Annotated in this window: 19 protein-coding genes and 3 pseudogenes; 9 read left to right on the top strand and 13 right to left on the bottom strand. The window is 65.3% G+C overall.

Annotated features, from left to right (window positions below; translation table 11 throughout):
* Positions 1–22 precede the first annotated feature (22 nt).
* From fsrB to ACSKB9_RS24440, 3 genes are read right to left on the bottom strand one after another with little or no spacing between them, the layout of a single operon-like run.
* Complete coding sequence (gene fsrB, locus ACSKB9_RS24450; protein ID WP_438076303.1) at positions 23–1,312, bottom strand: siderophore utilization protein FsrB; 1,290 nt, start codon at positions 1,310–1,312, stop codon at positions 23–25.
* A 26-nt stretch (positions 1,313–1,338) separates the two neighbouring features.
* The gene (locus tag ACSKB9_RS24445) at positions 1,339–2,622 is read right to left on the bottom strand and encodes a TonB-dependent siderophore receptor (protein WP_438080379.1); all 1,284 of its coding nucleotides are present in this window, start codon (positions 2,620–2,622) and stop codon (positions 1,339–1,341) included.
* Positions 2,520–3,500 carry a TonB-dependent siderophore receptor gene (locus ACSKB9_RS24440; protein WP_438076301.1) on the bottom strand — a complete coding sequence of 327 codons (981 nt, stop codon included), beginning with the start codon at positions 3,498–3,500 and terminating at the stop codon, positions 2,520–2,522. Before ACSKB9_RS24440 ends, ACSKB9_RS24445 begins: the two co-directional genes overlap by 103 nt.
* Positions 3,501–4,052: 552 nt before the next feature.
* Between ACSKB9_RS24440 and ACSKB9_RS24435 the strand changes: the two genes are divergently transcribed.
* From ACSKB9_RS24435 to ACSKB9_RS24420, 4 genes and pseudogenes are all read left to right on the top strand, one after another.
* Complete coding sequence (locus ACSKB9_RS24435; RefSeq protein WP_438076299.1) at positions 4,053–5,591, top strand: YifB family Mg chelatase-like AAA ATPase; 1,539 nt, start codon at positions 4,053–4,055, stop codon at positions 5,589–5,591.
* Between the two features lie 131 nt (positions 5,592–5,722).
* Positions 5,723–6,244, top strand: a complete 522-nt coding sequence (locus ACSKB9_RS24430) for a hypothetical protein (RefSeq protein ID WP_438076297.1) — start codon at positions 5,723–5,725, stop codon at positions 6,242–6,244.
* 103 nt (positions 6,245–6,347) lie between these two features.
* Positions 6,348–8,598 (top strand): annotated as a pseudogene (locus ACSKB9_RS24425) (response regulator).
* A 323-nt stretch (positions 8,599–8,921) separates the two neighbouring features.
* Positions 8,922–10,073: pseudogene (locus ACSKB9_RS24420) on the top strand (IS4 family transposase); the annotation flags it as partial.
* A 193-nt stretch (positions 10,074–10,266) separates the two neighbouring features.
* Here the strand turns inward: ACSKB9_RS24420 and coaA are convergent.
* The 7 genes from coaA to hisB all read right to left on the bottom strand — a co-directional run bounded on the left by coaA (position 10,267) and on the right by hisB (position 15,101).
* A complete protein-coding gene (coaA, locus tag ACSKB9_RS24415; protein ID WP_026192056.1) occupies positions 10,267–11,223 on the bottom strand; it encodes a type I pantothenate kinase in 957 nt (318 codons plus the stop codon).
* A 35-nt stretch (positions 11,224–11,258) separates the two neighbouring features.
* Positions 11,259–11,582 (bottom strand): phosphoribosyl-ATP diphosphatase, encoded by a 324-nt coding sequence (locus ACSKB9_RS24410; protein ID WP_028335793.1) that lies wholly within the window; start codon positions 11,580–11,582, stop codon positions 11,259–11,261.
* Between the two features lie 150 nt (positions 11,583–11,732).
* On the bottom strand, positions 11,733–12,509 hold the full coding sequence (gene hisF / locus ACSKB9_RS24405) for an imidazole glycerol phosphate synthase subunit HisF (protein ID WP_028335794.1): 777 nt from the start codon (positions 12,507–12,509) through the stop codon (positions 11,733–11,735).
* Positions 12,510–12,518: 9 nt separating this feature from the next.
* The gene (hisA, locus tag ACSKB9_RS24400) at positions 12,519–13,247 is read right to left on the bottom strand and encodes a 1-(5-phosphoribosyl)-5-[(5-phosphoribosylamino)methylideneamino]imidazole-4-carboxamide isomerase (RefSeq protein ID WP_028335795.1); all 729 of its coding nucleotides are present in this window, start codon (positions 13,245–13,247) and stop codon (positions 12,519–12,521) included.
* Positions 13,244–13,894 (bottom strand): imidazole glycerol phosphate synthase subunit HisH, encoded by a 651-nt coding sequence (gene hisH / locus ACSKB9_RS24395; protein ID WP_028341984.1) that lies wholly within the window; start codon positions 13,892–13,894, stop codon positions 13,244–13,246. The genes hisA and hisH overlap by 4 nt, the downstream gene beginning before the upstream one ends.
* Positions 13,891–14,421, bottom strand: coding sequence for a DUF2628 domain-containing protein (locus ACSKB9_RS24390; RefSeq protein WP_438076293.1), 531 nt, complete (start codon positions 14,419–14,421; stop codon positions 13,891–13,893). The genes hisH and ACSKB9_RS24390 overlap by 4 nt, the downstream gene beginning before the upstream one ends.
* An 86-nt stretch (positions 14,422–14,507) precedes the next feature.
* Entirely contained in the window at positions 14,508–15,101 is a 594-nt protein-coding gene (gene hisB, locus ACSKB9_RS24385) for an imidazoleglycerol-phosphate dehydratase HisB (RefSeq protein WP_016841476.1), read from the bottom strand.
* 181 nt (positions 15,102–15,282) lie between these two features.
* Here hisB and hslV point away from each other — a divergent pair, with 181 nt between their 5' ends.
* The 5 genes from hslV to ACSKB9_RS24360 all read left to right on the top strand — a co-directional run bounded on the left by hslV (position 15,283) and on the right by ACSKB9_RS24360 (position 19,569).
* Positions 15,283–15,840 carry an ATP-dependent protease subunit HslV gene (gene hslV / locus ACSKB9_RS24380; RefSeq protein ID WP_028335798.1) on the top strand — a complete coding sequence of 186 codons (558 nt, stop codon included), beginning with the start codon at positions 15,283–15,285 and terminating at the stop codon, positions 15,838–15,840.
* A 2-nt stretch (positions 15,841–15,842) separates the two neighbouring features.
* Entirely contained in the window at positions 15,843–16,328 is a 486-nt protein-coding gene (locus ACSKB9_RS24375) for a GNAT family N-acetyltransferase (protein ID WP_438076291.1), read from the top strand.
* Entirely contained in the window at positions 16,325–16,921 is a 597-nt protein-coding gene (locus tag ACSKB9_RS24370) for a DUF2585 domain-containing protein (protein ID WP_438076289.1), read from the top strand. The genes ACSKB9_RS24375 and ACSKB9_RS24370 overlap by 4 nt, the downstream gene beginning before the upstream one ends.
* Positions 16,922–16,982: 61 nt before the next feature.
* A complete protein-coding gene (gene hslU / locus ACSKB9_RS24365; protein WP_438076287.1) occupies positions 16,983–18,287 on the top strand; it encodes an ATP-dependent protease ATPase subunit HslU in 1,305 nt (434 codons plus the stop codon).
* A 157-nt stretch (positions 18,288–18,444) separates the two neighbouring features.
* Entirely contained in the window at positions 18,445–19,569 is a 1,125-nt protein-coding gene (locus ACSKB9_RS24360; RefSeq protein ID WP_438076285.1) for a hypothetical protein, read from the top strand.
* Between the two features lie 2 nt (positions 19,570–19,571).
* On the opposite strand, the gene ACSKB9_RS24355 is transcribed toward ACSKB9_RS24360, so the two are convergent.
* The 3 genes and pseudogenes from ACSKB9_RS24355 to ACSKB9_RS24345 form a co-directional block, all read right to left on the bottom strand.
* Positions 19,572–20,165: a Smr/MutS family protein gene (locus ACSKB9_RS24355; protein WP_438076283.1), complete on the bottom strand. Its 594-nt coding sequence runs from the start codon at positions 20,163–20,165 to the stop codon at positions 19,572–19,574.
* Positions 20,162–21,778 (bottom strand): murein transglycosylase A, encoded by a 1,617-nt coding sequence (gene mltA / locus ACSKB9_RS24350; RefSeq protein WP_438076281.1) that lies wholly within the window; start codon positions 21,776–21,778, stop codon positions 20,162–20,164. Before mltA ends, ACSKB9_RS24355 begins: the two co-directional genes overlap by 4 nt.
* Positions 21,756–22,461 (bottom strand): annotated as a pseudogene (locus tag ACSKB9_RS24345) (Tim44/TimA family putative adaptor protein). Before ACSKB9_RS24345 ends, mltA begins: the two are co-directional and overlap by 23 nt.
* Positions 22,462–22,700: the final 239 nt, after the last annotated feature.

Below are 22,700 nucleotides of genomic sequence, written 5' to 3'. Positions count from 1 at the left end.
TGCATTTGCCGCCCGGTGTAACCTATTCCGCCGGCGCAAGGCGGCTCCCGGGGCGAGTGCGCATCGTCTCTCGCGCGCCAATCCGTGCACGACGTTTGCGCCACCAGATCACGACGCCCGTCACCGACAGCGCCGCGACCACCAATCCCATCAGCGAGATCAGGATGCGCCCGGGCAAGCCGGCGATCCGGCCGGAATGCAACGGAAACTGCATCTGCGCGAACACGTCGGCCGCTGTGCCGACCCATGGCAGCCTCTCGCCGAGCGGACGGCCGTCCTCGCTGTCGTAGTAAAGCTGCGCCGGCCCGACGCCCGCGGCGCCATGTTCGTCGCCCGGCTCGAAGAATGCGACCGCATAGACGCCATGCGCCGGACCATAATTGATCGAACCGATCGGTGTGGTCCAGCCGCGCGCCTTGCCGTCGGCCGCGGCGCGCGCGGCGATCTCCGCATAGGTGATCCTCGGCTCGATCGGATCGTCGAGATGACGATATGGTCGCTGCTCGTAGGGTGTCGGCGTGTAGTTGGACACGGTCTTCATCAACGGCGAGAACACCTCGAAATAGAGGTTCAGCGAGAATGCCGTGAATGCGATCACGAACAGCAACGCCCAGGTCCACAGGCTGAAGGCGCGGTGAATGTCGAAATTGATTCGATAGGCGCTGCCTGAGGTCTTGATCTTCCAGGCCGGTGCCCAGCGGGTCCAGAAGCTCTTGCCGCGCGGGCCTGATATCGCCGACGCCCGCTGCGCCCTTGCGCGCCGCCGCGACGGCAGGGTCAGGTAGAAGCCGACGAAACAATCGATCGTCCAGATCACGGCGATGACGCCGAGGAAGCGCATGCCCCAGCGATCGCTGCCCCAGAATTCGGGGATGTGCATCGTGTAATGCAGCTTGTAGAGGAACGAGACGAAGTTTTCGCGGGTCACCGGCCAGACCGCGCCCCAATAGCGGCGTCCGAGCTCGGCGCCGGTGTTGGGATCGAGGAAGACCTGGTTGTAGTCGAGCGCGTAACGCTTTCCGGTCGCCGGATCGATCCGCGGCAGCACGAAGAACCACAGCGATTCGCCCTTCTCTGCCGTCATGAACATGTGGACGACGCGGGCGCGGGGATCGCGCTGCTCGATCAGCCGGGCGAGCTCGACCGACGGAATCGCGGGTCCGGAGCTCGTCACCTCGAACAGCTTCCTGTTGAGCACGTCGTCGATCTCGTGGTCCCACGAGATGATCGCGCCGGTGATGCCCGAGAAGAACAGGAAGGCCGCGGTGACAAGACCCGCCCAGCGATGCAGTCGTCCGAAGATGGGTCTCATGGGGATTTCAGCAAGTTGTGGGGTGATCACCAGCGATAGGTCAGCTTCGCGATCGCCTTGCGGCCCTCCGCGTAGAAGCAGCTGGTGTTGCCGTAGCAGGCTGCCACGTAGCGCGTATCGGCGAGGTTGGTGACGTTGAGCGAGAGGCGATAATTGTCCCTGGTATAGGCGACGAGCGCATCGACGACCGTCGACGCCGGCACCTTGAAGGTGTTGGCGTCGTCACCGAACGTCGATCCGACATAGCGGACGCCGGCCCCGAACTGGACGCCGGCGAGCGGGCCGCCCTGAACGGTGTAATCGCCCCACAACGAGAAACGGTTGAGCGGCACCGTGGTCGGCGCCTTGCCGACATTGACGGGATCCTTGGTGACTTCAGCGTCGACATAGGCGTAGCCGCCGCGGATGTTGACGCCCTCGACCAGCGTCGCGGTGCCTTCGAGCTCGACGCCGCGCGACCTGACTTCGCCGGTCTGCTCGGCGAAATAGAACGGCGGGGCGTAGGTGACGACGTTGGACCGGGTCAGGTCGAAGGCGGCCAGCGTGATCAGTGCATTGATGCCGACCGGCTGGTACTTGACGCCGACTTCGTACTGCACGCCGGACTCCGGCTTCAGCAGATCGCCGGCGGCGTTGATGCTCAGCACCGGCAGGAATGATTCCGAATAGCTGAAATAGGGCGCGATGCCGTTGTCGAAATTGTACATGACAGCGGCGCGGCCGGTGAATGCCGAGGCGTCGGTCGAGGTCGAAGTTTTCGCGAGATTGTTGTCGAGGTCCGTGGTGACGAAATCCTGCCGCCCGCCGAGCAGGAACGACAGCCGGCCGAGCCTGATCTGGTCCTGCAGATAGAGGCCGGCCTGCGACTGCTTGATGCCGGTGTCGTCATACGGTCCGTTGTTGGTCCAGCTGTTGGTATAGACCGGCGCGAAGACGTTGAGCTTGCCGGTGCTGTAGCTCGAGGCCATGTCGCGGAACGAGGTGTTGCGGTAATCGACGCCGAACAGCGTCGTGTGGCTCAGCATGCCGGTGACGAACTTGCCCTGCAGCTGGTTGTCGACCGCGAAGGAATCGATCGTCGAACTGCCGCCGGCGCCGCCGCGCGACAGCAGGCCCGCAGCCTCGTCGGCGGCCGATGCATAGCCGGTGCCGTAGAAACTCTTCTGCTCGTTGTGCATCCACGAATAGCGCAGGTTCTGGCGGAACGTCAGCGCCTCGTTGAAGTCGTGCGACAGCATGTAGCCGACAGAGGATTGCTCGGTGTCGAACTGGTTGAAGCCGGGCTCGCCGACGAAGCGCGTGTTCGGAATGTAGCGGCCGTTGTTGGCCCAGACGGTGCCGGACGGCGGCAGGAATTGCAGGCCCAGCCGGGGCGTTCCTTCTGGTAGTTCGCGAGGAAGGTGATCGTGGTGTCCTCGTTCGGCTTCACGGTGACGGCGGGCGCGATGAAGACGCGATTGTCCTTGGTGTAGTCGACCTGAGTCTCACCATCGCGCGCGACGCCGGTCAGGCGCCACAGCACCGTTCCTTCCTTGTTGGCGCGGCCGCCGATATCGAACTCGCCCTGATAGCGGTTGAAGCTGCCGCCCGACAGCGACACTTCCCCGAACTCGCGCGCGGTCGGCAGCTTGCTGACATAGTCGAGGATGCCGCCGGTGCCGCTGCCGCCGAACATCGCCGAGGATGGCCCCTTCAGGACCTCGAGGCGCTCGGCCCCGTACGGATCGAGCCCGAGGAAGTGCACATAGTTGCTGCTCGGCAACCGCAGGCCGTCGAGGTAGAGGCCCGGCATCGTCATGTCGAAGCCGCGGATCTGCAGGCCGCCGAAGCGGGTGTCCGAGCCGCCATTCACGTCGCCGCTGACCCCTGCGGTGTAGCGCAATGCCGCGCCCACCGATTCCGCACCCTGGTTCCTGATCTGGTCCGTGGTGACGACCGAGATCGATTGCGGGATTTCGATCAGCGGCGTGTCGGTCTTGGTCGCCGTGCCCGAACGCGTGGCAACGAACCCGACCACCGGACCGCCGGCTCGCTCGCCGGCACCGGCACCGGATCGTGCCGCCGCTTGCGGCGTCGCCTGCTGGGATCGAGCCACGCGGTTGGCGCGGCTCGCGCGTGCGGTCACCGGACGACGAACCGGTTTTGCATTCGCAGTGATCGCGCGCTGCTGAGGCGCGTCCACGCTCACCGGCGGCAGTTCCGATTGCGCGTCGGCGCGTTCGGTCGTGACTCCTGCGGCAAGGACGGCGGCGGTACACAGACCGATCGTTCGCAGCGCTGGATGTTGACGGGTGGAATGCGAAGCAAGTCGATCGATCACGCGAAGGCGCCCCTGATATCAGCCTGGATGGATTTGTGATCCGGCTCTACAGCGCGGGGCTCGCGAGTACAGACCTCGGCAGTTGGAATAGATCGAGACTGCGCGCGCGATCAGTGTGCGAACACTGAAACAGCAAGGAAATCGACGACGCGCTGCGACAATAAGCGCGCGATGCTCGTCGTGCTGGAATGATTCTTGAAAATGATTCCTGCAGTTGTCGACGACGCGAGCTGTGTTCGATCGCGCGAGGTGCGCGTCATCGCGCGCGACGCCCGACGCCTCCGCGCCGGCCGGAAACGGATGCGCCGCGCGGTGAACTGGTACCGGGCGACCAGCCCTCGGCGCCGCGAATGTTCCTGTAATGTTCTTGCACTTGCCGCCCGGTTCCGCTACCTTCGATTGCGGAAGAATAGGGGCAGCATGGTCCAGCGCGTTTCCACCGTCGCATTCGAGGGGATCGAAGCCCGCGCGGTCGACGTGCAGGTGCAGGTCGCGCCGGGATTGCCGGCATTCGCGATCGTCGGCCTGCCCGACAAGGCGGTGTCGGAAGCCCGCGAACGCGTGCGTTCGGCGCTGATCGCCTCCGGCCTCGCGCTTCCCGCCCGCCGCATCACCGTCAACCTCGCACCCGCCGACCTGCCCAAGGAGGGGAGCCATTACGACCTGCCGATCGCGCTCGGCCTGATGGCGGCGATCGGCGCGATCCCGCCGGATGCGCTGAACGGCTTCACCGTGCTCGGCGAGCTCGGGCTCGACGGCTCGCTCGCGCCGGTGGCGGGCGTGCTGCCCGCGGCAATCGGCGCCAATTCGCGCGACGAGGGATTGATCTGCCCGGCCGCCTGCGGCTCGGAAGCCGCCTGGGCCAGTCCGGACATCCAGATCATCGCGGCACATTCGCTGATCCAGATCGCCAACCACTTCAAGGGCACGCAGGTGCTGTCGCGGCCGCAGCCGAAGGTGCACGAGCGCGAGGAAGCGCTGCTCGACCTGCGCGACATCAAGGGCCAAGAGAGCGCGAAACGCGCGCTCGAGATCGCCGCCGCCGGCGGCCATCATCTGCTGATGATGGGCTCGCCCGGCGCCGGCAAATCGATGCTGGCGGCGCGGCTGCCCTCGATCCTGCCGCCGCTGTCGCCGTCGGAGCTGCTCGAAGTCTCGATGATCGCCTCGGTTGCCGGCGAGATCCGCGACGGCGCCTTGACCGCGCGACGCCCGTTCCGCAGCCCGCATCATTCCGCCAGCATGGCGGCGCTGACCGGCGGCGGCGCGCGCGCCAAGCCGGGCGAGATCTCGCTGGCGCATCAGGGCGTGCTGTTCCTCGACGAATTGCCGGAGTTCGATCCGCGCGTGCTGGATTCGCTGCGTCAGCCGCTGGAGAACGGCGAGGTATCGGTGAGCCGGGCCAACCACCGCGTCACCTATCCGGCGCGCTTCATGCTGGTCGCGGCCATGAACCCGTGCCGTTGCGGCCATGCCTATGAGCCCGGCTATTCCTGCAAGCGCGGCCGGCTCGACCGCTGCACCGCCGACTACCAGATGCGGATCTCCGGCCCGCTGATGGATCGCATCGATCTCAGGATCGAGGTGCCCGCTGTCACCGCGGCTGATCTGATCCTGCCGCCGCCGGCGGAGGGATCGGCCGAGGTTGCCGCCCGCGTCGCGGGCGCGCGCGACATCCAGCTCGCGCGCTATGCGGCAGCCGGCATGCCGCATGTCCGCACCAATGCGGAAGCCCCGAGCTCGCTGCTCGAGACCATCGCGCAGCCCGACGCGCACGGGCAGAAGCTGCTGCGCGAGGCCGCCGACACCATGCACCTCACCGCGCGCGGCTATCACCGCGTGCTGCGGGTGGCGCGCACGCTTGCCGATCTCGACGGCGCCGAGACGATCGGCCGGCTGCATCTTGCCGAAGCGCTGTCCTATCGTGCATTGGCCGACGATCTGCGCCGCGCCGCCTGATCCGAACCGCAGCCATGACCCGGTTCGTGCCGCGATGCCCCGCGTCAACGCCGCGGTAACGAGTTTTGTTTACGCTCCGCAAACCATAAGCACCGCGATCGGCGGCAAGCTTGGGTCGAGCGAGTTGTGTCATGTTGCGTTTGAAGATTTTGACCTCGGTGGTCCCCCTTGCCGTGGCCGCGGTCCTTGCCCGCGCCGAATTCCTGCCGGGCCCGCGGCCCTGCATCGAGGTGGGCGGCGCCACGATGCAGATCGCATCGATCCCCTGGCTGGCGCAGCTTCACGTCAGCTTCACTGACGACCTCAGCCAGGCCACCGTCCGGGTCCAGATCGCCGACAGCGCCGACGCCGCCGACTTCACCGTGATCGACGACATCGACGACGCCGAGGCCGGCGCCTGCGAGAGCGGCGCGACGGCGCAGCTGATCGGGATTTCCGGCGATGCCTCGGCAACCGGCCCCGTCATCTATCTGACGCGTGATGCTGGCCCGTCCGACTACCGTGTCTTCGTGCAGTCGAAGACGTTCTCGGTGCTGGACGCCGCGGCCTTGATCGTCAGCGCCCGCGGCGGACACCGCCGACTTGAAGCCGCATCGCCCGCGCCTGACACGCGCGTCCCGAACCGGGTCATGGCGGAGTTAACCCCCCGCTAACCCTGTTCTGAGGGCAGCGCGAAATGGCCACCAATTTCAAGCACTTTGCAAGCTGGCCGACGCATCGTCAGCGCCAGATCAAGCTGTTTCAGGGTCACCATTGATGGGGCGTTTCTTCCGGATCAAGTTGCGCCTTCGCCGCTTCCTCCGGCGCCATTCCTGGCTCGCGACGATCGTGCGCTCGTTCACGATCTTCTCCGTCGCGTTCGGCAGCGCCTTCGGGTTCATTTCGGGCGCGCTCTCGCAACAGAGCGGCTACGATCCCAATGCATTCGCGATCGGGGTCAGCTTCCTGTTCGCGCTCGCCTGCCTTTGGATCGTGACGCTCGGCATCCGCCTGCGGCTGATGCGCAAGCGGCTGCGCACCATCGCCATGCACAATGAAGCGATGGCCGACCGCAACTGGGAACTGCAGGAGGCCGAGCAGCGCGCCTCTACCCTGTTCGAGGCGCAGGACGATTTGATCGTGCTGCGCGACCTCGACGGGCTCATCACCTATGCCAACGATGCCTATTGCGAGCTGGCGCAGAGGCCCCGCAGCGAATTGATCGGCAGCACCGCAACGCTGAAGGTGCTCGAACAAGGCGACACCGCGCTCGAATCCAACGGCACGCGGGTCTACGACCAGAAGATCGAGGGACCGCTCGGACCGCGCTGGATCGCCTGGCGTGAAGGCCTCGTGCGCAACGATGCCGGCGCGCCTGCAGAGATGCAGAGCGTCGGCCGCGACGTCACCGACCGCACCGAGAGCGAGCACGCGCTCGCCGAAGCGCGCGATCAGGCCGACGCCGCCAACCGCGCCAAGTCGCGCTTCCTTGCGATGGCGAGCCACGAGATCCGCACTCCGCTCAACGGAATCATCGGCATGAGTGGATTGCTGATGGATACGCAGCTGACGTTGGAGCAGATGACCTACGTCAAGGCGGTCAAGACATCGGGCGACGCGCTGCTCGCGCTGATCGAGGAGCTGCTCGACTATTCCAAGATCGAGGCCGGCAAGATCGATCTCGAACACCGCGCGTTCGCGCTGTCCGGCCTGATCGAGGACATCACCGAGCTGCTGGCGCCGCGCGCGCAGACCAAGGGCATCGAGATCGCCGCCTATGTCGACGAACGGCTACCGATGCAGGTGACCGGCGACGCCGCGCGGCTGCGTCAGGTGCTGCTCAATCTCGCCGGCAACGCCATCAAGTTCACCGCGACCGGTGGCGTGGCGCTGATCGTCGAGCCCGGCATCTGGCCGAACGAGATCAGCTTCCTGGTTCGCGACACCGGCATCGGCATCGCGCCGGAAGCGCAGCAGCGTATTTTCCGGGAGTTCGAGCAGGCCGACGACCGGATCGCGCGCAGCTATGGCGGCACCGGCCTCGGCCTCTCGATCAGCGATCGCATCGTCAAGCGGATGGGCGGCCGCATCACGCTTGCAAGCACGCCGGGCGCAGGCTCGACCTTCGAGGTGTCGATCCCGCTCGTCGCCTCCGATACCGGCGAGGTCAACGGCTTCGCCGCGCCCGACTTGACGGGACAGTCGATCATGCTGGTGGCGCCGCACAGCATCGAGGTCTCGCTGATCTCGCGGCGGTTGCAGCGCTGGGGCGCACAGACCTGCATCGTGTCGGATGCCAACGTCGCCGAGGCGCTGCTGCCGGAGCGGAGCTGGCATGCGGTGCTGATCGACCACACGCTCGGCACGCCGGCGATGGAGGCGTTTGCCGACGCCGCCCGCCTCCATGCAACCCATCGCATCGTAATGTTCACGCCGGCGACGCGGCAGGACCTTTCGGCTTCCGAGTCAGCCATGTTCACCGGTTACCTGGTGAAGCCATTGCGCGCGTCGTCGCTCGCCGCGCGCCTGACCGCATCGCCGGAAGTCGCTGCGCCGAGCCTTGCGATCGAGGCGGCCGCCGAGTTCCGCGCCCGCTGCGCTTGCATCCGCGCTGCCGGACAAGGGGTTCTCGATCCTGGTCGCCGAGGACAATGAGATCAACGCGCTGTTGATGCGCTCGCTGCTCACCCGGCTCGGCCACAACGTGGTCATCACCACCAATGGTGAGCAGGCGATGAAGTCCTGGCTGTCGGCGACCTCAGCCGGCACGCCCTATGATCTCGTGCTGATGGACATCCAGATGCCGCGCCTCAACGGCATCGAGACCACCAAGCAGATCCGCACCCATGAAGCGGCACAATCCGTCCGCCGGACCCCGATACTGGCACTGACGGCAAATACGCTGGTGGAAGACCGCTACGCCTGCTTCGAAGCCGGCATGGACGGTTTTCTGATCAAGCCGCTCGACCGCGAAAAGCTGGAAGAAGCGCTCGCGGGCCTCGCCGCCGCGCGGCACATTGCGGCGTAGCAGCCAAAACCTCAGTGTCGTCCCTGCGCAAGCAGGGACCCATAACCACCGAAGCCAGTTTTGCGCCCGCTGGGGCTACAGCGCTGCAATCACAGGTACCGGTGGCTATGGGTCCCCGCGTTCGCGCTAGTGCATGCACACATCTGATGCGACCGATTGACTCGGGTAGCAAGGCTGGGATTCCAGAATCGGCGATCCATGTGATTCCTATTGCGGCACTTCGGTTTGGGTGGAGGTGCCGGCATGTTGTCGCGGATTGACTGGACGTTGGGCCGGTTCGGGGATCGTCGCCTCGATAAAGGGGGGCGACGCTTGTCGGACGCATGGTTGCGGGCAAGGATGTGTGCCTGCGGCGGCTTTCCCGAGGGGATCGTGCGCTGGAAGTGCGGTTCAACCGCTTTCTGGGCCATGACAAGGTGACAACGGAGCGGATCATCGAAAGCTGGAGCGAAAGCACGGTTGCGGCGGTGAGAGGCCGCCATGTGCTGGCGATCCAGGACACCAGCGAGATCCACTTCAACACCACCGCACGACGCCGACGCGGGCTGGGAGAAATCGGCAAGGGCAATAATCACGGCGTGCTGCTGCACCCGCTGCTGGCGGTGGATGCGGACAATGGCACTTGTCTGGGACTTCTGAGCGGCGAGGTGTGGACGCGTGAGGGCCGCCGGACCGTCTCGCATGACAGCCGCGACCTGTCAGACAAGGAATCGCAGCGCTGGCTCACCACAGCCCTTGCGGCCAAGCCGCTGCTCGCGGGCGCCGCAATGGTGACCCTGCTTGGTGACCGCGAGAGCGATATTTTTGCTCTTTATGCCGGCGCGGCCGAGCAAAACCACCACGTGATCGCTCGCAGCATGCATGATCGCAAGTTGGCCGACGCGACGGGTCTGTACGTGGCCATCGATGCCATGGCGCCGGTGCAGCGGCGCACCGTCCAATTGCCCGCACGTGCGCAACGGCCTGCGCGTCAGGCGGACCTCGAACTTCGCTTCGGCGCGATCGAGCTTGCCCGACCTCAGAGCAAGTTCCTGCGAAACTTGCCGAAAAGCCTGCCGCTCGCCATCGTTGACGTCCGCGAGATCAATGCCGGTCCCGACGTCGAACCGCTGCATTGGCGTCTCATCACCTCACATAAGGTCGCCAATGCAGACGATGGTTGGCGCATCGTCGATTGGTATAAGCAGCGCTGGATCATCGAGCAGTTCTTCCGCGTCCTCAAGACACAGGGCTTCAAGCTCGAGGATAGCCAGATCGGCATCGCCGAGCGGCTTCTCAAATTGGTCACCATCGCTGCTAAAGCCGCGGTCATTACCATCCAGCTCCTGCAGGCGCGCAACGGTGGCCAGCAGGGCATCTCCACGACCTTTAACAGCGATGAGATCGCCACCTTGAGGGCCCTCAATCAGCAGCTCGAGGCCAGAACCAAAAAGCTGAAGAATCCACACCTGCCCGACACCCTCGCTTGGGCCGCATGGATCATCGGTCGCCTCGGCGGCTGGGACGGCTACCGGTCGTCCAAGCCGCCAGGCCCATCACCTTCAAAGCCGGCCTCGAATACTTCCATGCCGTCGCTGCAGGATGGAGCCTCAGAGATACGTGCATGCACTAGCGCGTTCGCGGGGACGCCAGCTGTGATGTGGCGTGTTCGCCGGAATGCGGTGCCGGCTACAGCCGGCGCAGCGCGACCGACTGCACCACGTGGTCGGCGCCCTTCTTCAGGATCAGCGTCGCGCGCGGGCGGGTCGGCAGGATGTTGTCCTCGAGATTGGCGAGGTTGGTGCGCTCCCAGATCGCGATCGCGGTCGCCGTTGCTTCCTCGTCCGACAGCGGCGCGTAGCGGTGGAAGTAGGACCTCGGATCGGTGAACGCGGTGTCGCGCAGCGCCAGGAAGCGCTTGATGTACCACTCCCGCAGCACGGCCTCGTCGGCGTCGATATAGACCGAGAAGTCGAAGAAGTCGGAGACGAACGGCACCGCCTTGCCGTCGCGCGGCAGCCGCCCGGTCTGCAGCACGTTGACGCCCTCGACGATCAGGATGTCCGGCTGGTCGATCTCGACCCATTTGTTCGGCACGATGTCGTAGGTCAGATGCGAATAGACCGGCGCGCGCACGCGGCGCCGTCCCGCCTTGATGTCGCTGAGGAACGACAGCAGCGTCGGCAGGTCGTAGCTTTCCGGAAAGCCCTTCTTCTGCATGATGCCCTGCCGCTCGAGCACCGCGTTCGGAAACAGGAAACCGTCGGTCGTGATCAGGTCGACCTTCGGCCGCGGCGACCAGCGCGCCAGCAGCGCCTGCAGCACGCGAGCCGTGGTCGACTTGCCGACCGCGACGGATCCGGCGACACCGACGATGTAGGGCATCTTGCGGTCGCGGATGTTGAGGAACTGGCGCTGCGAGTAATACAGCCGCTGCGTCGCATCGACATAGATCGAGAGCAGCCGCGACAGCGGCAGGTAGATGTCCTCGACCTCCTGCAAATCGAGGCGATCGTGCATCGAACGCAGGCGATCGAACTCGCCGGGCTCGAGCGTCATCGGCGTATCGTCACGCAGATGCGACCATTGCTGGCGCGTGAAGATGCGGTAGGGGTTGTACTGTTGATCTGGTGCCCGGATGTCCATGAGGCCGCCCCTCTCGATGCGCTCGATCATTTGCGCTAGTCGCGCTTCCGCGACGCCTTCTCTTCCAGTCCCGACATCGAGGTGCGCTTCTCCAGCGCGGCCTCGACATCCTCCAGCCTCACGCCGCGTGATTTCAACAGAACCAGCAGGTGAAACACGAGATCGGCACTTTCCGCGATGAGGTGATCGCGGTCATTCTCGACCGCGGCGATCACGGTCTCGACCGCTTCCTCGCCCAATTTCTTGGCGCAGTGCTCCGCGCCCTTGTCGAGCAGCTTGCGGGTGTAGGACGCCTCACCGCCCGTTGCAGCGCGGGCGTCGATGGTGGCGGCCAGATCGTGGACCGTGAAACGCGACATCAACTCAACTCAAGCATGCACGGCGGCACCGCACGGGTGCCACCCTTTAGGTGGGGACTTAGCATTTTTGTGACAAGGAGTTCCAGCTCTCCCCGTTTGAACGTGGTCTTCACGGAAAACCGGTTTCCACTTTTCCTGACCATGCTCACGCTAGGGATCGAGCCGCATCGGCAGGCCGGCGCGCACCATGTGATCCTTGGCCTGGCGGATGGTGAATTCCCCGAAGTGGAAGATCGACGCGGCCAGCACACCGGTGGCGTGACCCTCGCGGACGCCGTCGACCAGGTGGTCGAGATTGCCGACACCACCGGACGCGATGACCGGTACGGGGACACTGTCCGCGATCGCCCGGGTCAGCGGCAGGTCAAAGCCCTGCCTGGTACCGTCCCGGTCCATCGAGGTCAGCAGGATTTCGCCGGCGCCGAGCGCGACGACCTCCTGGGCGTATTCGATGGCGTCGATCCCGGTGGCATTCCGTCCACCATGGGTGAAGATCTCCCAGCGGTCCGAGCCGCCGGCGCGCTTGACCCGCTTGGCGTCGATCGCGACCACGATGCATTGCTCGCCGTATTTCTCGGCCGCTTCCTTGACGAATTCGCGCCGGCTGACGGCCGCCGAATTGATCGAGACCTTGTCGGCGCCGGAGCGCAGCAGGGTCTTGATATCGTCGACGGTGCGGACGCCGCCGCCCACGGTCAGCGGCATGAAGCAGGCCTCCGCGGTCCGCCGCACCACATCCAGCATGATGCCGCGGTTTTCGTGGGTGGCGGTGATGTCGAGGAAGGTGAGCTCGTCGGCGCCGGCGGCGTCATAGGCGATCGCGGCTTCGACCGGGTCGCCGGCGTCGCGCAGATCGACGAAGTTGACGCCCTTGACCACGCGCCCGTCCTTGACGTCGAGGCAGGGGATCACGCGAACCTTGAACATGACCTCCTCCTACGCGCCGCGGATCAGCTGAAGGGCGGCGGCCGGATCGAGCCGACCGTCATAGAGCGCACGGCCGACGATCGCGCCGGCCAGCTTCTTCGCACGCGGCTCCAGCAGCGCCTTGACGTCGTCGATCGAGGCAAAGCCGCCGGAGGCGATCACCGGAATCGAGATGCGGTCGGCAAGCGCGATGGTGGCGTCGAGGTTGAGGCCCTTGAGCAGGCCGTCGCGGGCGATGTCGGTGAAGATGATCGCGGCGACGCCGGCATCCTCGAAGCGCTGCGCGATCTCGAGCGCGGTCACATGCGAGGTCTCGGCCCAGCCTTCGACCGCGACCTTGCCGTCGCGCGCATCGAGGCCCACGGCGACGCGGCCGGGGAATGTCTTCGCCGCGCCCTTCACCAGCTCAGGATCGCGCACTGCCGCGGTGCCGATAATGACGCGCGTGATGCCCTTGTCGAGCCAGGCCTCGATGGTCTTGAGGTCGCGGATGCCGCCGCCGAGCTGCACCGGCATGGTGACGGCCTTCAGCATCGCCTCCACCGCATGCGCATTCATCGGCTTGCCGGCGAAGGCGCCGTCGAGATCGACGACGTGGAGATATTCGAAGCCCTGCGCGGCGAAGCTCGCCGCCTGCGCCGCCGGATCGAGATTGAACACGGTGGCGCGCGCCATGTCGCCCTGCTCCAGGCGCACACACTGGCCGTTCTTCAGATCAATCGCTGGAAAGAGAATCACGGCTTCCACTTCAAGAAATTGGCGATCAAAGCGAGGCCGAAGCGCTGGCTCTTCTCGGGGTGAAACTGGGTGCCGATCGCGGTGTCCTTGCCGACGATCGCGGTCACCGGCCCGCCATAGTCGGCGCGCGCGAGCACGTCCGCCTCATTGGCGGCGTTGAGGTGATAGGAGTGCACGAAATAGGCGTGACGTCCCTTCGGCCCGAGCGGCAGCCGCTCCAGCACCGGATGCTCGCGCACCATGTCGAGCGTATTCCAGCCCATATGCGGGACCTTCAGGCTCTCGTCGCGCGGCTCGATCTTCTCGACATCGCCGCCGATCCAGTTGAAGCCCTCGGTGATCACGTGCTCCTTGCCGCGCGTCGCCATCAGCTGCATGCCGACGCAGATGCCGAAGAACGGCCGCGCCTTGACCCGCACCGCCTCGGTGAGCGCTTCCAGCATGCCGTCGACCGCGTCGACGCCGCGGCGGCAATCGGCGAAGGCGCCGACACCGGGCAGCACGATGCGATCGGCGCGATACACCGCATCGGGATCGCGCGTCACCTTGATGGCTTGCGGATCCTCCATGCTGCGTGCGGCGCGCTCAAAGGCCTTGGCCGCCGAATGCAGATTGCCGGAGCCGTAATCGATGATTGCAACGGTCATCGCGATCCTCCTGGCTCTGGAAACAATCCGATGATGCCGCCCTGCGGCATCGACGGGGGTTTTGAGAATGACTGACCCGGAACGTCGCGGGTCGGGGGCGGTCCACCGCGGTCGACCGACCGCTGGTCGTTGACGGCGCCGCGATGCCGCGCGGTCCAGCGCGCGAAGAAACGGCGCTCGGCGGCCTCCACATCGTCACCCACGACGATGTCGATCTGGCGCCACCTGCGCCGCGACAGCGTCCAGCGCTGCAGGGTCGCGGCCTCGAGGCCGAGCAACACCATCAGCACCAGGTCGACGAAGAAGATCGCGCTACGGCCGACGCCAAGCTTGGCCAGCGCGTAATCGATCACGAACGTAAGAACGAACCAGCCGATCAGCGCCAGCCAGAGCCGATGCCAGGCCAGCCAGATCAAGCCCGCAACCGCGGCCCAGAAATGGAAGCCGTCGCGCACGAAGACGAACTTGTCGGTCGCCGCGAGATCGGCACCGTTGGCCACGGGGGCATGCACTGTATAGACCGGCATCGAACGCTCCGCCGAGGATGGACTCTGATTCAAAGCATGATCTTTCGGAAAACCGGCATCCACTCTTCCGGACCATGCTCCAGAGATCAGCCGCCGAGCTGACCCTTGGTCGAGGGCACTTCGCCCTGGGCACGCGGATCGATCGCAATTGCCGTCCGCAGCGCCCTCGCCAGACCCTTGAAACAGGATTCGGCGATATGATGGCTGTTCTCGCCATATAGGGTCTCGACGTGCAGAGTCACGCCGGCGTTCATCGCGAAGGCGTTGAACCACTCGCGCACCAGCTCGGTGTCGAACTCACCGATCTTGTCGCGCGGGAATTCGGCCTTGAACACCAGCACGGGGCGGCCGGAAATGTCGATCACGACGCGCGACAGCGTCTCGTCCATCGGCATGTGGATCGAGGCGTAGCGGGTGATGCCGGCCATGTTGCCGAGCGCCTGCTTCACGGCCTGCCCGAGCGCGATCCCGACGTCTTCGGTGGTGTGGTGGTAATCGACATGGAGATCGCCATCCGCCTTCACCGTGATGTCGATGCGCGAATGCCGGGCCAGGAGGTCGAGCATATGGTCGAAGAAGCCGATCCCGGTCGAAACCGTGGATACGCCTGCTCCGTCGAGGTTGACCGTCACCTCGATGTCGGTCTCCTTGGTCTTGCGCTTGATGGTTGCGGTGCGCATGAAAATTGAGCTTTCCCGTGCCGAAAACGCCGGTCTTTTAACAGGCTGATCTCACCTTCGCTACTGCGGGATGACCTCGAAACGCCCAACTTGGGGCCATGGTGACCGGAATTCGTTGCTAAATCCTCCGATTGTAACCCCCTGCCCGACGGCCTAAATCTGCCCGGAAGAGAGGTAACCTATGCAAGCATCCCCAAATGAGCTGCCGGTCTGGCATGGCACCACGATCTGCACGGTCCGCAAGGGCGGCAAGGTGGTGATCGGCGGCGACGGGCAAGTCTCGATCGGTCAGACCGTGATCAAGGCCAATGCCAGGAAGGTCCGCCGGATCGGCAAGGGCGACGTGATCGGCGGCTTTGCCGGCGCCACCGCCGACGCTTTCACCCTGTTCGAGCGGCTGGAAAGCAAGCTGGAGCAATATCCGGGGCAGCTGACCCGGGCGGCCGTCGAGCTCGCCAAGGACTGGCGGACCGACCGCTACCTGCGCCGGCTGGAGGCCATGATGATCGTGGCCGACAAGGACGTTTCCCTGGTGCTGACCGGCACCGGCGACGTGCTGGAGCCCGAATCCGGGGTCATGGCGATCGGTTCCGGCGGCAATTACGCCCTCGCCGCGGCCCGCGCGCTGGTCGATACCGACAAGGACGCCGAGACCATCGTCCGCCGCGCGCTGGATATCGCCGCCGATATCTGCGTCTACACCAACCGGAACGTGACGATCGAGACGATCGGCGGCTGAGCATGGCCAGCCCCTATCATTTCCGCCTGATGACGCCGGCCGACCTGCCGCAGATCAAGCAGTGGCTGGCATTGCCCCATGTCCGGGAATGGTGGGGCGATCCGGCCGAGCAATATGCGCTGGTCAGCGGCGACCTCGACGAGCCGGCCATGGACCAGTTCATCGTCGCAACCGACGGGTCCGATTTGGGCTACATCCAGTGCTACGACCTGACGGCGTGGAATTCCGGCTTCGGGGCCCAGCCGGAGGGCACGCGCGGGATCGACCTTTTCATCGGCGAGCCCAACATGATGGCAGGTGGCCACGGCTCGGCGCTGATCCGCGCCTTTGTCGACGACCGGCTGGCGCAGGGCGCGCCACGCATCGTCACCGATCCCGATCCGGCCAATGCGCGTGCGATCCGCGCCTATGAGAAGGCGGGTTTTCAAAAGATGGGTATGGTCGATACGCTGGACGGGCCGGCGCTGCTGATGGCCCGCGACGCATGACGATCGCGCACAAGCCCATCACCGGCGCTTCAGCGTGGCATTGGCTGGCGATCGCGGCAGCGCTGCTCGTGCTGCAGGCGGCGCTGCTTTATGCGATGGGCCGTCTGCCGATCTGCGCCTGCGGCTACGTCAAGCTCTGGCATGGCTCGGTTCAGAGCTCGGAGAACTCGCAGCACATCGCCGATTGGTACACGCTGTCGCATGTGCTGCATGGCCTGCTGTTCTACGGTCTGACCTTCCTCCTGTTGCCGCGCCTCGCCTGGCCCGGGCGGCTGATTGTCGCGATGATGATCGAAGGCAGCTGGGAGCTCGTCGAAAACTCCAACTGGATCATCGAGCGCTACCGCGCCGGCACGATCTCGCTGGACTATTACGGCGACACCATCGTCAATTCGGTGTCGGACACGCTTGCGATGGTCGTCGGCTTCCTGCTGGCGCGCAAGCTGCCGATCGCCGCGACCGTCGCGCTCGGCGTTTTGTTCGAAACCGTGCTGCTGCTTCACATTCGCGACAATCTGACACTGAACATCATCATGCTGATCCACCCGTTCGAGGCAATCAGGCAGTGGCAGGCCGGGCCGCCGATTCTTTAGGGGACGATGCCTTGGAGGACTGCCGCTTGCCGAGACCGCGATTCCAACCTAGCTAGAGCCAATGACTCACTTCTCTCCCCGTGAAATCGTTTCTGAACTCGACCGCTTCATCGTCGGCCAGACCGACGCCAAGCGCGCCGTCTCGATCGCGCTGCGCAACCGCTGGCGGCGGCTGCAGCTCGCCGGTTCCCTGCGCGAGGAGGTTCTGCCCAAGAACATCCTGATGATCGGGCCGACCGGCGTCGGCAAGACCGAGATCGCGCGGCGGCTGGCCAAGCTCGCCGGCGCGCCGTTCCTCAAGGTCGAGGCCACCAAGTTCACCGAGGTCGGCTATGTCGGCCGCGACGTCGAGCAGATCGTCCGCGACCTCGTCGAGGTCGCGATCGCGCAGACCCGCGAGCGCAAGCGCAAGGACGTTCAGGCCCGCGCCCAGCTTGCCGCCGAGGAACGCGTGCTGGACGCGCTGGTCGGCCCGGGATCGAGCCCGGCGACGCGCGAGTCGTTCCGCAAGAAGCTGCGCGCCGGCGAACTCAACGACAAGGAAATCGAGATCGAGACGCAGTCGGGCAGCAGCGGCATGCCGATGTTCGAGATCCCCGGCATGCCCGGCGCCCAGATGGGCGCGATCTCGCTCGGCGACATCTTCGGCAAGATGGGCGGACGCAGCAAGACCCGCCGCCTGACGGTGGAGGGCTCGCACGAAATCCTCGTCAACGAGGAATCCGAGAACTGCCTCGACACCGATCAGCTGGTGCAGGAGGCGATCAACGCGGTCGAGAACAACGGCATCGTGTTCCTCGACGAGATCGACAAGATCTGCGTGCGCGAGAACCGCGCCGGCGGCGACGTCTCCCGCGAGGGCGTGCAGCGCGACCTGCTGCCGCTGATCGAGGGCACCACGGTCTCGACCAAGCACGGCGCCGTCAAGACCGACCACATCCTGTTCATCGCCTCGGGTGCGTTCCATATCGCCAAGCCGTCGGACCTTTTGCCGGAGCTGCAGGGCCGCCTGCCGATCCGCGTCGAGCTGCAGGCACTGACCCGCGACGACATGCGCCGGATCCTGACCGAGCCGGAGGCGTCGCTGATCAAGCAATATGTCGCGCTGATGAAGACCGAAGGCGTCACGCTCGACATCACCGACAATGCCATCGACGCGCTGGCCGATGTCGCCGTGGCGGTGAATTCCACGGTCGAGAATATCGGCGCAAGGCGGCTACAGACCGTGATGGAGCGAGTGCTGGACGAGATCTCCTTCACCGCGCCCGATCGCCACGGTGAGACCATCCAGGTCGACGCCGACTACGTCACCAAGCATGTCGGCGACCTCGCCAAGAACACCGACCTGAGCCGATTTATTTTGTAGGCGGCCACCATAGTCGTCCCGGCGAAAGCCGGGACCCATAACCCCGACAGTCCGCGGTGACAAAGACTCGGCCCGACATTCCTTCTAGAACTACCCTCGGTGGTTATGGGTCCCAGGTCGCGCTTCGCTTGCCCGGGACGACAAGAGTGGGCGATCGATGAATCTGCGGGTGTGGCAAAACCCCTGGCGCCTGATGCTGGCCGTCAATGCGGCCGTGCTGGTCGGCGTGTTCCTGCACAAGATCGCGCTGCCGCCCTTCGTTCCCTACATCCATCTGCTGGTCGACTATCATTACGGCTTCACCAAGCGCGCGCTGGTCGGGGCGATCGTGTCGCTGTTCACCGACAAGGTGCCCGTATGGCTGGTGTTCGCGCTGGCCGGCGCGATCTGGCTGGTGACGCTGGGGCTGTTCATCAAACTGTTCCGCCGCACATTCGGCTTCAACGACGCGCATTGGCCGTTGTTCGTCTTCATCGCGGGCTCGCCGTTCTTCCTGAAGAACTTCATGCACACGCTCGGCCATTTCGACATCTATGGCTGTGCGCTGACGATCGTGCTGCTGCTGATCCCGGCGCGCTCAGTGGCGTATGTGCTGATTGCCGCGCTGTTCTCGATCCTGCTGATCCTGGTCCATCACATCTTCGTCTTGATGTACGTGCCGACCATCGCGGCGGTCGTGGTGCTGCGCTTTTATCTGGTGCAGGGCGTGACGCCGCGGAACGCCGTCTTCGGCCTTGCGGCGCTCGCAGGGGTCGGCATCCTGTTCCTGGTCGCGCAGTTCGCAGGCACGGTCGACGTGCCCTATGACGAATTCATCCGTCATCTGCAGAGCCGGATGGCCGATCCGTCACGCACCGACCTGCTTCAGTTCGGCTACATCTGGTACCAGCCGCTGTCGAAGGAGTTCGCCGACACCTGGGCGCGCATGCCCTCGAACATCCTGGGCGTTCCGGTGTTTGCGCTGCTGATCTGGCTGCACACGCCGCTATGGCGCCATTTCGCGCGGCTGATCGGCGCGCTCGCGAGCGATCTGCATCAGAGGATCGTGCTCGGCGCGCTTGTCATGATCAGTGCCGGCTATTTCGTGATGTTCGTGACCGTGTTCGACTATTCGCGCTGGATCTCGAACTGGGCGGTCTGCATGTTCCTGATGCTGCATGCCACAAGGATGCTGCCGGCGTCGAAGGACGTGCCGGCGATCCCGTCGGACGACCGCAAGACGACGATATCAGGCTGGATCGTAACGCTGATCCCGCGCGTCGGGATCGTCCGCCCGTTTTAGCTTTAGGCTCGCGCGCGCCGGACACGCACGTAAAGCGCGCCCTCGCCGCCATGGCCGATATGCGCTTCCTCGAAGCCGACAACCAGCGAGCGGAATTCCGGCAGGCTGAGCCATTCCGGGACCTGGCGGCGCAGCACGCCGCGTTCGGAATCGAGACCACCGACCTTGCCCTTGCCGGTGATGACGAGCACGAAAGTGAGCCCGTCGCTGTGCGCGCGCTGCAGGAAGGTGAACAGCACGCGATGCGCGCGCCTCTGCGTCATGCCGTGCAGATCGAGCCGCGCATCGATCTCCTGCCGGCCGCGCGAGAGCTTTGCACGCTCGCGGCGGCCGATCGGCGCCAGCGGCGGCACGTGCGGGCGTTGCGCCGGCGCAGCTTTGACCGCCGCCACCGGCTTGACCGAGATGGATTTGGCAATCGCGTGATGGGTACCCGGATCAGAGGCGACGGCGTGGGGCTTCGCGGCGACCGGCCGCTTGCGCAGTGGCTTGACCTGCTTTGCCACGCTCTCCCAGAGCGCACGCTCCTCTTCGCTCAGCGCGCGCTTGCGCCGCGACGGAGCGGACGGATCGGGGATCGGCGCGGGTCGTTTCATTGATCGCGGTAATGGCGATAGCGCCGGAAGCGCCGCTTCTCCGGTTGCGGAATATCGGGCCGGGCGACCGGCAATGGCACCGGTTCTGCCACAGGTGCGGCCTGCGCGACAGGGGTCGTTGCTGCCGGCGCTGCGGCCGCGGCATCCTTCGCGGCCGGGTTCCTGGCGGCGCTGGTGCCTGAATCTTTCGCCGCGCTCTTGGCGATGCCGGCGGTCGGCACATCCGCGGCCTTCGCCGCCGGCTTGTCCTTCGGCGGCTCGGTCTGCGGAAACAGCTTTGCGATCTTGGCCGAGGGCCGCTCATCCGGAACCGGCAGCTTGTGGCCGCGCGCGACGGGGTCGAGTTCCCTCGGCACCAGCATGACGAACTGCATGTCGTGCCGCAGCCGGCCCGAGACCTTTCCGGCTTCCGCACCGGCGCCGAAATAAAGATCGGCGCGCGCCGGGCCGACGATCGCAGAGCCAGTGTCCTGCGCGATCATCAGCCGGTGGAACGGCGTCTTCGACTGCTCGGATTCGATCGGCAGCTCGCCGGCGATGAAGAACGGCGTGCCGTAGACATGCAGCGCCTTGTCGACCGCGATCGAGCGGCCCGGCGTCAGCGGCACGCCCTGCGCGCCGACGGCCTCGTCCTTGTCGGACAGCGGCACCTCGCGGAAGAAGACGTAGGAACGGTTCTGCCGCCGCAGATCGTTGGCGCCGTCAGGGTTCTGCTCCATCCACTCCCTGATCTTCTGCATCGACATCTGATCCTTCGGGATGATGCCGCGGTCGATCAGGACGCGTCCGACCGGCGTATAGGGATAACCATTATGCGCATCGTAATTGATGCGGAGCGTGGTGCCGTCCTCGAGCTTGATCCGCGCCGAGCCCTGGATCTGCGCGAACAGGAGATCAGTCTGGCTCTTCAGCCAGCAGATCTCGAGCCCGCGGCCGGCGATCGCGCCGTCCTCGATCTGGCCGCGGTCGTAATAGGGCACGAGCTTGCGGCGGCCGATCTTGCGATACACCGCGCCGCCATTGGGCAGCCCGACCGAATTCTGCGTCTTGCCGCGCACGAACAGGTTGGACGGGCGGCGATAGACCGGCACGTTGTAGACGTCGGTCTGGGTCCGCGATCCATCGAGCACCGGCTCGTAGTAACCGGTGACGAAGCCGGCGTCCTCGCCGAGCCGCGAGATGCGCAACGGCACGAAATTCTGCTCGAAGAAGTCCTTCGCCTTGACGCCGTCGCTCAGCGCGAGTCCCTTGGCGATCCGGCAGGGATCGCGCAGCGAGCTCCCGAGCGCTTTCGAATTTGCAGGCGCACCCTGCTGGGCCGCGATCGGCTTGCAGCTGGTGCGAAACGCCTTGTAGGCCGCGAGATGATCGTCGGCGCTCCAGCCGGCGACGTTGGACCAGGCGAGCGGCTCGTACTGGCTGCCGCTGACCTGCAGCGGCATTTCCAGATTGGGATAGGGGATCGGGTGGCTATGCTCGTGTCGCGGCGGAGGGTGCCGGCTTGATCTGTAGCGCGCGGCAATCGCTGCGGTGGAGCACAGCACCGCGAGCACGCAGCACGCCACCGCGAGCCGCCCGTAGCTGAGATGCTTAGTGAGCGCTTCCAGTGCCAACCAGCTTCCAATTCGGATCGCGGGAAGTCGAGTTGCGGGCGAATGTCCAGATATCGGTGATGTCGGCGACCTTGTCCGGGCTGCCGTCGACGATGGTGCCGGCCTTGTCGCGCGTGACCGAGATCATCTGCGACACGAAGCGGACGGTGAGCTGAGTTCGAGCGGTCGCGCGTCTCCGCGCTGACGATCTCGGCCTTGTCGATCGAGACGAACCGCGTCTCGGTCTTCTGCTCGTGCTTCTCGCGATCCTTGATCGCGGCCTCGAAGCTTTCATAGACCTCGGCCGACAGCAGGTCGCGCAGCGCGCGGCGATCGCCATTGGCGAACGCCAGCACGATCATTTCATAGGCCGAGCGGGCACCTGAGAGGAAATGCCGCGGATCGAACGAGGAATCCTGGACGGCCACCGCGTCGAGACCCTGCGCCAGCGCCGTGCCGGGCTCGGCGATGCCCTTCCAGCGTTCCGTGGGCTCGACCGGCTCGGCGGGCGCCGCCGAGGCCGGCTGGTCGATTACCGATCCCGGGATCGGAACGACGTTGTTGTCCTGACCGCGCTGCACGACGTTGGGCGCGGCGCGATCATAAGGCGGCCGCTCGCTTCCCGTGCGCTGTCCGAGAACGCTGCGCAGGCGCAGGAAGATAAATACGGCCAGCGCCAGGAAGATGATGGTGTAAATATCCACGTCGAATTCGCTTTCTGGTCTCTGCCGGCAACGGGCCGGCCGTCAAAGCGTTCCCGGTCGGGAACAGCAGAGATCACATCACCGATAGAGTCCGAAGATGTAGGCACGAAACTATGCCCGGCCAATGGCGCTTTTTGGCACGGGTAGTGTAGCGCGTTTTGACCCCCGGGGGAAACCGTTCCTTTTCAGGAAATCGCGCATCTTCAATAATTTAGGAAGCTGTTAAGAGATTGGGCAGG

Origin of the sequence: Bradyrhizobium sp. BR 1433 (assembly GCF_051547665.1) — a bacterium.
GTDB classification, from domain to species: Bacteria; Pseudomonadota; Alphaproteobacteria; order Rhizobiales; family Xanthobacteraceae; genus Bradyrhizobium; species Bradyrhizobium australafricanum.
Note: the sequence above shows the minus strand (reverse complement) of the source record. Positions and strands in the feature narration are given on the sequence as shown.

What these genes read in the sequence shown, in the direction of transcription:
- ACSKB9_RS24370 (WP_438076289.1), top strand. Translation starts at nt 16,325, where the DNA reads ATGACGATCGCGCACAAGCCCATCACCGGCGCTTCAGCGTGGCATTGG.
- hisH (WP_028341984.1), bottom strand. Translation starts at nt 13,894, where the DNA reads ATGACCGTTGCAATCATCGATTACGGCTCCGGCAATCTGCATTCGGCG.
- coaA (WP_026192056.1), bottom strand. Translation starts at nt 11,223, where the DNA reads ATGGACATCCGGGCACCAGATCAACAGTACAACCCCTACCGCATCTTC.
- hisB (WP_016841476.1), bottom strand. Translation starts at nt 15,101, where the DNA reads ATGCGCACCGCAACCATCAAGCGCAAGACCAAGGAGACCGACATCGAG.
- ACSKB9_RS24360 (WP_438076285.1), top strand. Translation starts at nt 18,445, where the DNA reads ATGAATCTGCGGGTGTGGCAAAACCCCTGGCGCCTGATGCTGGCCGTC.
- ACSKB9_RS24375 (WP_438076291.1), top strand. Translation starts at nt 15,843, where the DNA reads ATGGCCAGCCCCTATCATTTCCGCCTGATGACGCCGGCCGACCTGCCG.
- hisF (WP_028335794.1), bottom strand. Translation starts at nt 12,509, where the DNA reads ATGTTCAAGGTTCGCGTGATCCCCTGCCTCGACGTCAAGGACGGGCGC.
- ACSKB9_RS24430 (WP_438076297.1), top strand. Translation starts at nt 5,723, where the DNA reads ATGTTGCGTTTGAAGATTTTGACCTCGGTGGTCCCCCTTGCCGTGGCC.
- fsrB (WP_438076303.1), bottom strand. Translation starts at nt 1,312, where the DNA reads ATGAGACCCATCTTCGGACGACTGCATCGCTGGGCGGGTCTTGTCACC.
- ACSKB9_RS24410 (WP_028335793.1), bottom strand. Translation starts at nt 11,582, where the DNA reads ATGTCGCGTTTCACGGTCCACGATCTGGCCGCCACCATCGACGCCCGC.
- hslV (WP_028335798.1), top strand. Translation starts at nt 15,283, where the DNA reads ATGCAAGCATCCCCAAATGAGCTGCCGGTCTGGCATGGCACCACGATC.
- hslU (WP_438076287.1), top strand. Translation starts at nt 16,983, where the DNA reads ATGACTCACTTCTCTCCCCGTGAAATCGTTTCTGAACTCGACCGCTTC.
- ACSKB9_RS24390 (WP_438076293.1), bottom strand. Translation starts at nt 14,421, where the DNA reads ATGCCGGTCTATACAGTGCATGCCCCCGTGGCCAACGGTGCCGATCTC.
- ACSKB9_RS24435 (WP_438076299.1), top strand. Translation starts at nt 4,053, where the DNA reads ATGGTCCAGCGCGTTTCCACCGTCGCATTCGAGGGGATCGAAGCCCGC.
- ACSKB9_RS24355 (WP_438076283.1), bottom strand. Translation starts at nt 20,165, where the DNA reads ATGAAACGACCCGCGCCGATCCCCGATCCGTCCGCTCCGTCGCGGCGC.